11 protein-coding genes are annotated in these 11722 nt (G+C 67.7%); 9 read left to right on the forward strand and 2 right to left on the reverse strand.

Annotation, left to right across the window (positions count from 1 at the left end; all coding sequences use genetic code 11):
• Positions 1 to 20 precede the first annotated feature (20 nt).
• From nuoN to AC27IQ_RS03050, 3 genes are read left to right on the forward strand one after another with little or no spacing between them, the layout of a single operon-like run.
• On the forward strand, positions 21 to 1514 hold the full coding sequence (gene nuoN / locus AC27IQ_RS03040; RefSeq protein ID WP_272551660.1) for an NADH-quinone oxidoreductase subunit NuoN: 1494 nt from the start codon (positions 21 to 23) through the stop codon (positions 1512 to 1514).
• Positions 1515 to 1554: 40 nt separating this feature from the next.
• Entirely contained in the window at positions 1555 to 1863 is a 309-nt protein-coding gene (locus tag AC27IQ_RS03045) for a DUF2818 family protein (RefSeq protein WP_272567997.1), read from the forward strand.
• Between the two features lie 54 nt (positions 1864 to 1917).
• A complete protein-coding gene (locus AC27IQ_RS03050; RefSeq protein ID WP_487088110.1) occupies positions 1918 to 2403 on the forward strand; it encodes a DUF1178 family protein in 486 nt (161 codons plus the stop codon).
• Between the two features lie 57 nt (positions 2404 to 2460).
• Here AC27IQ_RS03050 and AC27IQ_RS03055 read toward each other — a convergent pair whose 3' ends face one another.
• Positions 2461 to 4254: an ABC transporter transmembrane domain-containing protein gene (locus AC27IQ_RS03055; protein WP_487088113.1), complete on the reverse strand. Its 1794-nt coding sequence runs from the start codon at positions 4252 to 4254 to the stop codon at positions 2461 to 2463.
• Between the two features lie 355 nt (positions 4255 to 4609).
• On the opposite strand from AC27IQ_RS03055, the gene AC27IQ_RS03060 reads away from it, so the two are divergent.
• From AC27IQ_RS03060 to AC27IQ_RS03085, 6 genes are all read left to right on the forward strand, one after another.
• Positions 4610 to 5383, forward strand: a complete 774-nt coding sequence (locus tag AC27IQ_RS03060) for an ABC transporter ATP-binding protein (RefSeq protein ID WP_272551665.1) — start codon at positions 4610 to 4612, stop codon at positions 5381 to 5383.
• Complete coding sequence (locus tag AC27IQ_RS03065) at positions 5380 to 6090, forward strand: ABC transporter ATP-binding protein (protein ID WP_487088115.1); 711 nt, start codon at positions 5380 to 5382, stop codon at positions 6088 to 6090. Before AC27IQ_RS03060 ends, AC27IQ_RS03065 begins: the two co-directional genes overlap by 4 nt.
• Positions 6091 to 6174: 84 nt before the next feature.
• Positions 6175 to 7374 (forward strand): ABC transporter substrate-binding protein, encoded by a 1200-nt coding sequence (locus AC27IQ_RS03070; RefSeq protein ID WP_272568000.1) that lies wholly within the window; start codon positions 6175 to 6177, stop codon positions 7372 to 7374.
• Between the two features lie 51 nt (positions 7375 to 7425).
• The gene (locus AC27IQ_RS03075) at positions 7426 to 8625 is read left to right on the forward strand and encodes an ABC transporter substrate-binding protein (RefSeq protein ID WP_487088117.1); all 1200 of its coding nucleotides are present in this window, start codon (positions 7426 to 7428) and stop codon (positions 8623 to 8625) included.
• Positions 8626 to 8694: 69 nt separating this feature from the next.
• On the forward strand, positions 8695 to 9579 hold the full coding sequence (locus tag AC27IQ_RS03080) for a branched-chain amino acid ABC transporter permease (RefSeq protein WP_272568004.1): 885 nt from the start codon (positions 8695 to 8697) through the stop codon (positions 9577 to 9579).
• Between the two features lie 15 nt (positions 9580 to 9594).
• Positions 9595 to 10587 carry a branched-chain amino acid ABC transporter permease gene (locus AC27IQ_RS03085; protein ID WP_487088119.1) on the forward strand — a complete coding sequence of 331 codons (993 nt, stop codon included), beginning with the start codon at positions 9595 to 9597 and terminating at the stop codon, positions 10585 to 10587.
• Positions 10588 to 10657: 70 nt separating this feature from the next.
• On the opposite strand, the gene AC27IQ_RS03090 is transcribed toward AC27IQ_RS03085, so the two are convergent.
• The coding region (locus AC27IQ_RS03090; protein ID WP_487088121.1) for a lipocalin-like domain-containing protein at positions 10658 to 11722 on the reverse strand (1065 nt) is incomplete at its 5' end.

Below are 11722 nucleotides of genomic sequence, written 5' to 3' on the forward strand. Positions count from 1 at the left end.
ACTGAAACGAGAGACTCGAGATGATTGACAACATCAGCTGGCTGGCGGTGTATCCGGAGATCGTGCTCCTGGTCATGGCCTGCGTGATCGCGCTCGTGGACCTGGGCGTGACCAGCCCACGGCGCACGGGCACTTACGTGCTCACCATGCTCACCCTGACCGTGGTGGCCGTGCTGCAGGCCCTGTATGCCAACACCGGCAACACGTTCTACGGCTTCGGCAACATGGTGGTGAGCGATGCCATGGGCAACTGGCTCAAGTGCTTCGCCACCGTGGCCATGATGGTCACGCTCGTCTATGGCCGCCCCTATGCCGGCGACCGCGACATGCTGCGCGGCGGCGAGTTCTTCACGCTGTCGATGTTCGCGCTGCTGGGCATGTTCATCATGATCTCGGGCAACAACTTCCTGGTGATCTACCTGGGCCTGGAATTGCTCACGCTGTCCAGCTATGCGCTGGTGGCCCTGCGCCGCGACCATGCGACCTCCACCGAGGCCGCGATGAAGTATTTCGTGCTGGGCGCGATGGCCAGCGGCTTCCTGCTGTACGGCCTGTCGATGATCTACGGCGCGACCGGTTCGCTCGATATCGGCCAGGTGTTCAAGGCGGTCAACTCCGGCCAGATCCGCCACCAGGTGCTGGTGTTCGGCCTGGTGTTCGTGGTGGCCGGCCTCGCCTTCAAGCTGGGCGTGGTGCCGTTCCACATGTGGATTCCCGATGTGTACCAGGGCGCTCCCACGGCCGTGACGCTGATCATCGGCGGCGCGCCCAAGCTGGCGGCCTTCGCCATCACCATCCGCCTGCTGGTGGACGGGCTGCTGCCGCTGGCCATCGACTGGCAGCAGATGCTCGCGGTGCTGGCCATCGGCTCGCTGCTGGTGGGCAATCTGGCGGCCATCGCCCAGACCAACCTCAAGCGCATGCTGGCGTACTCCACGATCTCGCAGATGGGCTTCGTGCTGCTGGGCCTGCTGTCGGGCGTGGTCAACGGCAACGTGGATGCCAACGCGGTCGAGAACGCCTACAGCTCCTCCATGTTCTACGTGGTGAGCTACGTGCTGACCACGCTGGCGAGCTTCGGCGTGATCCTGCTGCTGGCCCGCGAAGGCTTCGAGAGCGAAGAGATCTCCGACCTGGCGGGCCTGAACCAGCGCAGCCCGCTGTATGCCGGCGTGATGGCCGTGTGCCTGTTCTCGCTGGCCGGTCTGCCGCCGCTGGTGGGCTTCTACGCCAAGCTGTCGGTGCTGCAGGCCCTGGTGGCTTCGGGCCAGACGCTGTACATCGCCCTGGCCGTCTTCGCGGTGGTGATGTCGCTGATCGGCGCCTTCTACTACCTGCGCGTCGTGAAGGTGATGTACTTCGATGCACCGCTCACCGCCGCGAACGTGTCGGCCCCGCTGGACGTGCGCATGGTGCTCACGCTCAACGGCGCGTTGGTGCTGGTGCTGGGCCTGCTGCCCGGCGGCCTGATGGCGCTGTGTGCCGACGCCGTCGTGCGCGCGCTGGCGACCTGAGCGCGCCCGGGTTTCTCTCTCCAAGGCCGTTGCCCCTCCTGTGTCCGCCACCGCGTCCATCTGGCTGGTGATCGTGCTGGCGGCCATCGGGGCCAACCTGCCGTTCTTCAGCCAGCGCTGGCTGCTGGTGGGCCCGAAGGCGGCGCCCACCAAGCCCATGGCGATGCGCCTGGGCGAGATGGCCCTGCTGTACTTTCTGGTCGGTGGCGTCGCGCTGCTGCTGGAGCGCCGCGTGGGGCAGATCGCGCCCCAGCAGTGGGAGTTCTACGCGATCACCGCCACGCTGTTCATCACGCTGGCGTTTCCCGGGTTCATCTATCGCTACCTGCTGCGGCGCAACAAGGGCTGAGGCCCTGCGCATCACCGGCTGGCTGCCTCCGTTGCCTGCTCCATTCCCATTGCCATGAAAGTGCTCGATCTCCATTGCGCACAGGACCATGCCTTCGAGGGCTGGTTCGGGTCCGAGGCCGATTTCCAGAGCCAGCTGGCGCGCGATCTCGTTCAATGCCCCCTGTGCGGCAGCAGCGAGATCCGCAAGGGCCTGAGTGCCCCGCGCCTGAACCTGGGCGCAATGCCCAACCCGGCTGACGCGCGCGCCCGCGAGGACGGTGCTGGCCGCACTGCGGTGGCCCACCCATCCCCTTCCATGCTCCCGGTCGATTCCGCCCTGCAGGCCGCGTGGCTGCGGGTGGCCCGGCACATCGTGGCCCACACCGAGGACGTGGGGCCGCGCTTCGCGCAGGAAGCGCGCCGCATGCACCACGGCGAAACCGAAGAGCGTGGTATCCGCGGCCAGGCCAGTGCCCAGGAAGCGGCCGAACTGCTGGAAGAGGGGATCGCCGTGCTGCCCCTGGTGCTTCCGGACGCGGCCAAGGAAACCTTGCAGTAGCCGCCTGCCGGTGCGTCGGCATCGCCGACCGGATGGCAGGCCTCGGCCCGCCAGCCTTCACTGCGTGAACTGCAGCGCCGCCAGCCGGGCGTACACGCCGCCCTGCCGGACCAGGTCCGCATGGCGCCCTTCCTCCACGATCTGCCCCTGGTCCATCACCACGATGCGGTCGGCGTTCTGCACCGTGGCGAGCCGGTGCGCGATGACCAGCGTGGTCCGCTGGCCGCTGTGGCGCTGCATGGCGGCATCCAGCGCGGCCTGCACCATGCGTTCACTTTCCGCATCGAGCGCGCTCGTGGCCTCGTCCAGCAACAGCAGCGGTGGGTTCTTCAGCAAGGCACGGGCGATGGCGATGCGCTGGCGCTGCCCGCCGGACAGGCGCACGCCACGCTCGCCCAGGAAGGTGCCGTAGCCTTCGGGCAAGGCCGCGATGAACTCGTGCGCGAAGGCCGCGCGCGCGGCCTCCTGCACCTCCTGCTCGGTGGCGCCGGGGCGGCCGTAGCGGATGTTGTCCAGGGCCGAGGCGGAGAAGATCACCGCGTCCTGCGGCACGATGCCCACGTGGGCACGCAGGTCGCCGAGCGCCAGGCGGCGGATGTCCACGCCGTTCAGCGCGATGCCGCCGCCTGCGGCATCCACGTCGTAGAAGCGCTGCAGCAACTGGAACACCGTGGTCTTGCCCGCGCCGCTGGCGCCCACCAGCGCGACGGTTTCGCCGGCCGACAGGTGCAGGTCGAAGCCGCGCAGCGCGGGTGCCTGCGGCCGCGAGGGGTAGTGGAAAGCCACCCGGTCGAAGTCCACGCGCAGCCCGCCGCCCGTGTCCGGCAGCGCCGCGGGCTGCGCGGGGCTGGCGATGGGCGATCGGCTGGCGAGCAGTTCCATGAGCCGTTCAGTGGCCCCGGCGGCGCGCAGCAGGTCGCCGTACACCTCGCCCAGCACGGCCACGGCCCCCGCGAGGAACATGACATAGATGACCGTCTGCCCCAGGTGGCCGGCCGACATCTCGCCCGCCAGCACCGCCTGCGTGCCCCGGTACAGGCCCCACAGCAGCAACGCCGCGTTGGCGATCACGATGAAGGCCACCAGCGCCGCGCGGGCCCGGCTGCGGCGCACGGCGGTCTGGAAGGCGTTCTCGGTGGAGGATTCGAACCGGCGGGCCTCGCGCGATTCGGCCGTGTAGCTTTGCACGGCGGGCACGGCATTGAGCACCTCGGCCGCGATGGCGCTGGAATCAGCCACCCGGTCCTGGCTGGCCCGGGAGAGGCGTCGCACCCAGCGGCCGATCCACAGCGTGGGCAGCACCACGACCACGATGGCGGCGAACACCACCGACATGATGTACGGGTTGGTCCACACCAGCATCCCCAGCGCCCCCACGCCCATCACCGTGTTGCGCAGGCCCATCGACAGCGACGAGCCCACCACGGTCTGCACCAGCGTGGTGTCCACGGTCAGGCGCGACAGCACTTCGCCGGTCTGCGTGGTTTCGTAGAACTGCGGGCTTTGTTCCAGCACGTGCGCATAGACGGCGTTGCGCAGGTCGGCCGTCACCCGCTCGCCCAGCCAGCTCACGGTGTAGAAACGCGCGGCGGAGAACAACCCCAGCGCCACGGCCACGGCGAACAGCAGCCCGAAATGCTCGCGCAGCGCCATGGCCTGCTCGCCGCGCGTGGCGCCCACCAGCCCGCCGTCGATGAGTTCGCGCAGCGCCAGGGGAAACGCCAGCGTGGCCAGCGCCGCCAGCACCAGGAAGACCAGCGCGAGCGCAATGCGCCCGGCATAGGGCCGGAGAAACGGCAGCAGGCCGCCGAGCGAGCGCGGGGCGCCAGGGGTGGGGGAGGAGGAGGGCATGCGGGCAGTGTAGGAGCCCGCGCCCGGATCGGCATCCGCCTTGCCATGAAGCCCGTCGCGACACAGGTTTGCTATTAATTTAATAGCTATCCAGGCAATCGAATCTAGGGCATGGAGCGGTTTTCATCCCAAGCCATGCCTGGGGGGAAGGCGTGCGCCGGACCGCGCCCGGGCGTCCCAGAGGGGGCGGTGCCGGCCGGCCGGCCGGGTAGGCGTTTATACATAGGCATTTGTCCCAGTATCTGCGCAGCGGGGGCGCGCCTTAGGATGCGGTGCAACCTAACGCAGGCCAGGGTGCCTCGCTCCCCCGGGCGAAGCGCCCCGCCCAGCACCACCACGGAGCGGCCAAGGCGCAATGAGCGACGTCATTCTCGAAACCCACAGCCTGACCAAAGAGTTCAGAGGCTTCACCGCGGTCAGCGATGTCAATCTCGCGGTCCGCCGGGGCTCCATCCATGCGCTGATCGGCCCCAACGGCGCTGGCAAGACCACCTGCTTCAACCTGCTGACCAAGTTCCTGGAGCCCACCTCCGGCGTGATCCGCTTCAACGGCGAGGACATCACCCGCGAGCGGCCCGCGCTGATCGCGCGGCGCGGCGTGATCCGCTCGTTCCAGATCTCCGCCGTGTTCCCCCACCTCACGCTGCTGGAGAACGTGCGCATCGGCCTGCAGCGCAAGCTGGGCACGGCGTTCCACTTCTGGCGCAGCGAACGCAGCCTGCAGCAGCTCGACGGCCGCGCGATGGAACTGCTGGCCGAAGTGGGCCTGCAGGACCTGGCCGACGAGACCACCGTGAACCTGCCCTACGGCCGCAAGCGCGCGCTGGAGATCGCCACCACGCTGGCCATGGAGCCCGAGCTGATGCTGCTGGACGAGCCCACGCAGGGCATGGGCCACGAGGACGTGGACCGCGTCACGCAGCTCATCAAGAAGGTTTCGGCCGGCCGCACCATCCTCATGGTGGAGCACAACATGAAGGTGATCTCCACGATCGCCGACCGCATCACCGTGCTGCAGCGCGGCGCCGTGCTGGCCGAGGGGCCGTACGAAGAGGTCTCGCGCAACCCGCAGGTGATGGAGGCCTACATGGGCACCACCGATGGCCAGCTGCAAGGGGCCCACGCATGAGCGCGCCGGCCCTCGAAATCAGTGGCCTGCAGGCCTGGTACGGCGAGTCGCACGTGCTGCACGGCGTGGACATCACGGTGCAGCCCGGCGAGGTGGTGACCCTGCTGGGCCGCAATGGCGCGGGCCGCACGTCCACCATGCGCGCCGTGATGGGGCTGACGGGCGCCCGCAAGGGCTCCGTGCGCATCCACGGGCAGGAGACGATCCAGATGCCCACGCACCACATCGCCCACCTGGGCGTGGGCTATTGCCCGGAAGAGCGCGGCATCTTTTCCAGCCTGTCGTGCGAAGAGAACCTGCTGCTGCCCCCGGTGCTCAAGACCGGCACGCAGGGCATGTCGGTCGATGAGATCTACGCCATGTTCCCCAACCTGGCCGAGCGCCGCCACAGCCAGGGCACGCGCCTGTCGGGCGGCGAGCAGCAGATGCTGGCGGTGGCGCGCATCCTGCGCACCGGGGCCAAGCTGCTGCTGCTCGACGAAATCTCCGAAGGCCTGGCGCCGGTGATCGTGCAGGCCCTGGCCCGCATGATCACCACGCTGCGCCAGAAGGGCTACACCGTGGTGATGGTGGAGCAGAACTTCCACTTCGCCGCGCCGCTGGCCGACCGCTTCTACGTGATGGAGCACGGCCGCATCGTGGAGCAGTTCGGCGCCGCCGAGCTGCAAGCCAAGATGCCCGTGCTCAACGAGCTGCTGGGCGTCTGACCCGGCGCGGGACGGCTTCGACCACCGCCTTCGCCCAGAGCACCCCGATCCCCCTTTCCATCGAAGACCCAAGGAGACAACGACATGAAAAAGATGAACCTCAAGGCGCTCGCCGTGCTGCTGGGGGCCGCGGGCCTCGCGACGTTCTCCGCGCAGGCGCAGGACAAGGTGAAGATCGGCTTCATCACCGACATGTCCAGCCTGTACGCCGACGTGGAAGGCAAGAACGGCGCGGTGGCGATCCAGATGGCCATCGACGACTTCGGCGGCAAGGTACTGGGCCAGCCCATCGAACTGCTGAGCGCGGACCACCAGAACAAGGCCGACATCGCCGCATCGAAGGCGCGCGAGTGGATCGACACGCAGGGCCTGACGATGCTGTTCGGCGGCACCAATTCGGGCACGGGCCTGGCGATGGCGAAGGTGGCGCAGGAGAAGAAGCGCGTGTTCATCGTCAACGGCGCGGGCTCCTCGGCGCTCACCAACGAGCAGTGCAGCCCCTACACCGTGCACTACGCCTACGACACCGTGGCGCTGGCCAAGGGCACGGGCGGCGCGATCGTGGGGCAGGGCGGCAAGGACTGGTTCTTCCTCACGGCGGACTATGCGTTCGGCGCCGCGCTGGAGGCCGATACGGCCAAGGTGGTCAAGGAAAAGGGCGGCAAGGTGGTGGGTAGCGTGAAGCATCCGATCAACGCGTCGGACTTCTCGTCCTTCCTGCTGCAGGCGCAGAACTCCAAGGCGCAGATCCTGGGCCTGGCGAATGCCGGCGGCGACACCATCAACGCCATCAAGGCCGCGCGCGAGTTCGGCATCAACAAGACCATGAAGATGGCGGGCCTGCTGGTCTTCGTGACCGACATCCACAGCCTGGGCCTGAAGAACACCGAAGGCCTGCTGCTCACCACCAGCTGGGACTGGAACCTGGACGACAAGACCCGCGCCTTCGGCCGCAAGTTCTTCGCCAAGACCAAGCGCATGCCGACCGACATCCAGGCGGCCGACTACTCGGCCACCATGAACTACCTGAAGGCCGTGGAGGCCGCCAAGACGCTCGATGCCGACAAGGTGATGGAGAAGCTCAAGTCCACGCCCATCGACGACTTCTATGGCAAGGGCGTGATCCGCCCGGACGGCCGCTTCGCGCACGACATGTACCTGGTGCAGGTGAAGGCCCCGGCCGAATCCAAGGAGCCCTGGGACTACTACAAGGTCGTGAGCAAGCTGCCCGCGGATCAGGTGTGGACCACCAAGGCCGAGAGCAAATGCGCGCTGTGGAAATGAGCTGACGCGCACGATCGAAAAAAAACACATCCGAGATCAGGAGAAAAAGCCATGAAAAACAGACAACTCACCCGACTGACCCTGGTGCTGGGCGCCCTGGGCCTGGCCGCATCGGCCGTGCAGGCCCAGGACAAGGTCAAGATCGGCTTCATCACCGACATGTCCAGCCTGTACGCCGACGTGGAAGGCAAGAACGGCGCGGTGGCGATCCAGATGGCCATCGACGACTTCGGTGGCAAGGTGCTGGGCATGCCCATCGAACTGATGAGCGCGGACCACCAGAACAAGGCCGACATCGCCGCATCGAAGGCGCGCGAATGGATCGACACGCAGGGCCTGACCATGGTGTTCGGCGGCACCAACTCGGGCACGGCCCTGGCCATGGCCAAGGTGGCGCAGGAGAAAAAGCGCGTGTTCATCAACAACGGCGCGGCCACCTCGGCACTCACCAACGAGCAGTGCAGCCCCTACACGGTGCACTACGCCTACGACACGGTGGCGCTGGCCAAGGGCACAGGCGCCACCATCGTCGATGGTGGGGGCAAGAGCTGGTTCTTCCTCACGGCGGACTATGCGTTCGGCCATGCACTGGAGGCCGATGCGAGCACGGTGGTCAAGGCCAAGGGCGGCACGGTGGTGGGCAGCGTCAAGCACCCGCTCAACGCCTCGGACTTCTCGTCCTTCCTGCTGCAGGCGCAGAACTCCAAGGCCCAGGTGCTGGGCCTGGCCAACGCGGGCGGCGACACCATCAACTCCATCAAGGCCGCCAAGGAGTTCGGCATCGGCAAGAGCATGAAGCTCGCCGGCCTGCTGATCTTCTTCAGCGACATCCACAGCCTGGGCCTCAAGACCACCGAGGGCCTGCAGTTCACGACGAGCTGGTATTGGGACCTGAACGACGACACGCGCAAGTTCGCCGACAAGTTCATGGAAAAGACCAAGCGCCGTCCGACCGAGATCCAGGCGGCCGACTACTCGGCCACCATGAACTACCTGAAGGCCGTCGAAGCCGCCAAGAGCACCGATGCCGACAAGGTGATGCAGGCCTGGCGCGGCATGAAGATGAACGACTTCTTCGGATCCGGCACGCTGCGCCCCGATGGCCGCTACGTGCACGACATGTACCTGATGCAGGTGAAGTCACCGGCCGAATCCAAGGGCGCATGGGATTACTACAAGCTCGTCAAGAAGCTGCCCGGCGAGGAAGTGTTCGCCACCCAGGCCGAGAGCAAGTGCGCGGCCTGGAAATGACATCCATGATGCGCCGCCCGTTCCGCTGACCCTCTTTTTTCACCGCTTCACCGCCACTCGCGCCCTCCCATGCAAATCTTCGGTGTCTCACTGCCGGGCCTGTTGAGCCAGCTTCTGCTGGGGCTGGTCAACGGGTCGTTCTACGCCATCCTCAGCCTGGGGCTGGCGGTGATCTTCGGCCTGCTCAACGTGATCAACTTCGCGCACGGCGCGCTGTTCATGCTGGGCGCGATGCTCACCTGGATGGGCATGACCTACCTGGGCATCAACTACTGGGTGATGCTGCTGGCGGCGCCGGTGGTGGTGGGCATCCTGGGGGTGCTGATCGAGCGGCTGCTGCTGCGCTGGATCTACAAGCTCGACCACCTCTACGGCCTGCTGCTGACCCTCGGGCTCACACTGCTGATCGAGGGGGTGTTCCGCTCCATCTACGGCGTCTCTGGCCTGGGGTACGACACGCCCGAACTGCTGGAAGGCGCGACCAACCTCGGCTTCATGATCCTGCCCAACTACCGCGCCTGGGTGGTGGTGGCCTCGCTCGTGGTGTGCGTGGGCACCTGGTATGTGATCGAAAAGACCAAGCTCGGCGCCTACCTGCGCGCCGGCACCGAGAACCCGCGCCTGGTGGAGGCCTTCGGCGTGAACGTGCCGGTGATGATCACGCTCACCTACGCGTTCGGCGCGGCGCTCGCCGCCTTCGCCGGCGTGCTGGCCGCGCCGGTGTACCAGGTCACGCCGCTCATGGGGCAGAACCTCATCATCGTGGTGTTCGCCGTGGTGGTGATCGGCGGCATGGGTTCGATCATGGGCTCCATCCTCACCGGGCTGGGCCTGGGCGTGATCGAAGGGTTCACCAAGGTGTTCTATCCCGAGGCTTCTTCCACCGTGGTGTTCGTCATCATGGTGATCGTTCTCCTCATCCGCCCCGCCGGCCTGTTCGGCAAAGAGAGATAAGCAGGGGCCGCACGCATGAACTCCCAAAAACTCGCCCCCATCGGCTACGGCCTGCTGCTTGCCGCCCTGCTGGCGGCGCCCTTCCTGGGCGCCTACCCGGTCTTCGTGATGAAGCTCATGTGCTTCGCGCTGTTCGCCTCGGCGTTCAATTTGCTGCTGGGCTATACCGGGCTGCTGTCGTTCGGCCATGCGGCCTTTTTGGGCGGCGCGGCCTACGTGGCCGGCCACGCCATCAAGGTCTGGGGCCTCACGCCCGAACTGGGCCTGCTGGCCGGCACCGCCGGCGGCGCGCTGCTGGGGCTGCTGTTCGGCTGGCTGGCCATCCGGCGCCAGGGCATCTATTTCTCGATGATCACGCTGGCGCTGGCGCAGATGCTGTTCTTCGCCTGCCTGCAGGAGCCGTTCACGGGCGGGGAGGACGGCCTGCAGGGCGTGCCGCGCGGCAAGCTCTTCGGGCTCATCGACCTGTCCAGCGACCTCACCATGTACTACGTGGCACTGGTGGTGGTGGTGCTGGCCTTCCTGCTGATCGTGCGCACCATCCACTCGCCGTTCGGCCAGGTGCTCAAGAGCATCAAGGAAAATGAGCCGCGTGCCATTTCGCTGGGCTACGACACGCACCGCTTCAAGCTGCTGGCCTTCGTGATCTCGGCCGCGCTCGCCGGGCTGGCGGGCTCGCTCAAGACCCTGGTGCTGGGCTTCGCCACGCTGTCCGACGTGCATTGGACGGCCTCGGGCCAGGTCATCCTGATGACGCTGGTGGGCGGCCTGGGCACGCTGTCGGGCCCGCTGGTCGGGTCGGCCGTGGTCGTGCTGCTGGAAAACAAGATCGGCGAGTTTGGGCACCTGGTCGCCTCGATCACGGGCGTGGACTGGTTCAACACCCTGGGCGAGTCGGTCACCATGGTCACCGGCCTCATCTTCGTGGTGTGCGTGCTGGCCTTCCGCCGCGGGATCATGGGCGAGATCATCGCGCGCCTGCCGCGGCGCGCCGGGCGCAAGGCCTGAGCCCAAGGGGGGTGAAGCGCGCGGGGTACGCGGCTGACTCCGGGGCGATTCGCATAGGCCCCTGTTGCGGCTACAGCCGCAGCGGCCGGGCGTAGCCGGTCATCTCCAGGTAGCCGCGCCCCACCGCGCGGCCGGCCCCGTCCCGCAGCTCGCTCAGGCCCTCCCAGTAGATGGCGCCCGTCGAGGCCTGGCTGTCCAGCTCCTGCGCATCCAGCAGCGCATGCACTTCGAACGATCCGGCCGGCGTGTCCACGCGCCACTGCACCGGGTAGCGTGTCTGGCTGGCGGGGCTGGTCCAGTGGCGCTGCGGGGTGAACGCGACGGCTTGCGGCCCGAACACCTGCGTGGTGCCCCCGGCCGCGCGCAGTGAGCCGCCAGCCCAGAGCGCCGAACCGTCGCCGCGCCGCAGGCGAAACGCCGTGAGCGCGCTGCCGTCCTGCAGGTTCATGCCGATCCAGTCCCAGCCCACGGCATCGGGGTGCACCAGTGCATCGCTCCATTCGTGGTCCAGCCAGGCGCGGTTGTCCAGGCTGCCCGGTGCCGCGGCCTCCAAGGCCATGCGCCGGCCCGCGAGCTGCAGGTGCCCGGTCACGGACATTTGTGGCTGGCTGTAGTAGTAGCTGGCCTGGGTGGCGTCCGGGCCCTTGCGCGACAGGCCCTGTGCGCCCTGCAGCAGCACGGGCTGCGTGGTGTCGAACTGCAGGTCCAGCGCGAAGTCGGCCGCGCGAACCTGGGCCGCATAGCCGCTCCCCGCACCGCGGGGAGTGCGAGCCAGCGTCCAGTCGCCCAGGCGGATGTCGGTGTCGGCTTCGCTGGCTCCGGCGATGCCGAAGCCGGCGCGCGCGATGCGCTGGTCATGGTGCAGCGCGGTGCCGCCCAGGTCGGTCAGCGCAGCATGCGCGAACACCAGTTGTCTGGCGGCGAAGGCCGACTGCAGCGGCTGCGCGGCCTCGACCCGCGAGCGAAAGAACGTCACCTGAAACCCCCACAGCTGCCCCGCCGCGCGCGCCTGTCCGGTGATGTACCACCACTCGGTGCGCAGCGCCGGATGGCTGCCATGGTCCTGCGGGAACACCAGCGTGCGGGGCGCGAGGGCGTGGGCGGGCAGCCAGGGCGCGCCGCCCGCCAGGGCCGA

This window comes from Acidovorax sp. KPB24-07, assembly GCF_057543315.1.

Bases quoted from the DNA above. Each gene is read 5' to 3' on its own strand.
- nuoN (WP_272551660.1), top strand. From the start codon at position 21: ATGATTGACAACATCAGCTGGCTGGCGGTGTATCCGGAGATCGTGCTC.
- AC27IQ_RS03050 (WP_487088110.1), top strand. From the start codon at position 1,918: ATGAAAGTGCTCGATCTCCATTGCGCACAGGACCATGCCTTCGAGGGC.
- AC27IQ_RS03055 (WP_487088113.1), bottom strand. From the start codon at position 4,254: ATGCCCTCCTCCTCCCCCACCCCTGGCGCCCCGCGCTCGCTCGGCGGC.
- AC27IQ_RS03060 (WP_272551665.1), top strand. From the start codon at position 4,610: ATGAGCGACGTCATTCTCGAAACCCACAGCCTGACCAAAGAGTTCAGA.
- AC27IQ_RS03065 (WP_487088115.1), top strand. From the start codon at position 5,380: ATGAGCGCGCCGGCCCTCGAAATCAGTGGCCTGCAGGCCTGGTACGGC.
- AC27IQ_RS03070 (WP_272568000.1), top strand. From the start codon at position 6,175: ATGAAAAAGATGAACCTCAAGGCGCTCGCCGTGCTGCTGGGGGCCGCG.
- AC27IQ_RS03075 (WP_487088117.1), top strand. From the start codon at position 7,426: ATGAAAAACAGACAACTCACCCGACTGACCCTGGTGCTGGGCGCCCTG.
- AC27IQ_RS03080 (WP_272568004.1), top strand. From the start codon at position 8,695: ATGCAAATCTTCGGTGTCTCACTGCCGGGCCTGTTGAGCCAGCTTCTG.
- AC27IQ_RS03085 (WP_487088119.1), top strand. From the start codon at position 9,595: ATGAACTCCCAAAAACTCGCCCCCATCGGCTACGGCCTGCTGCTTGCC.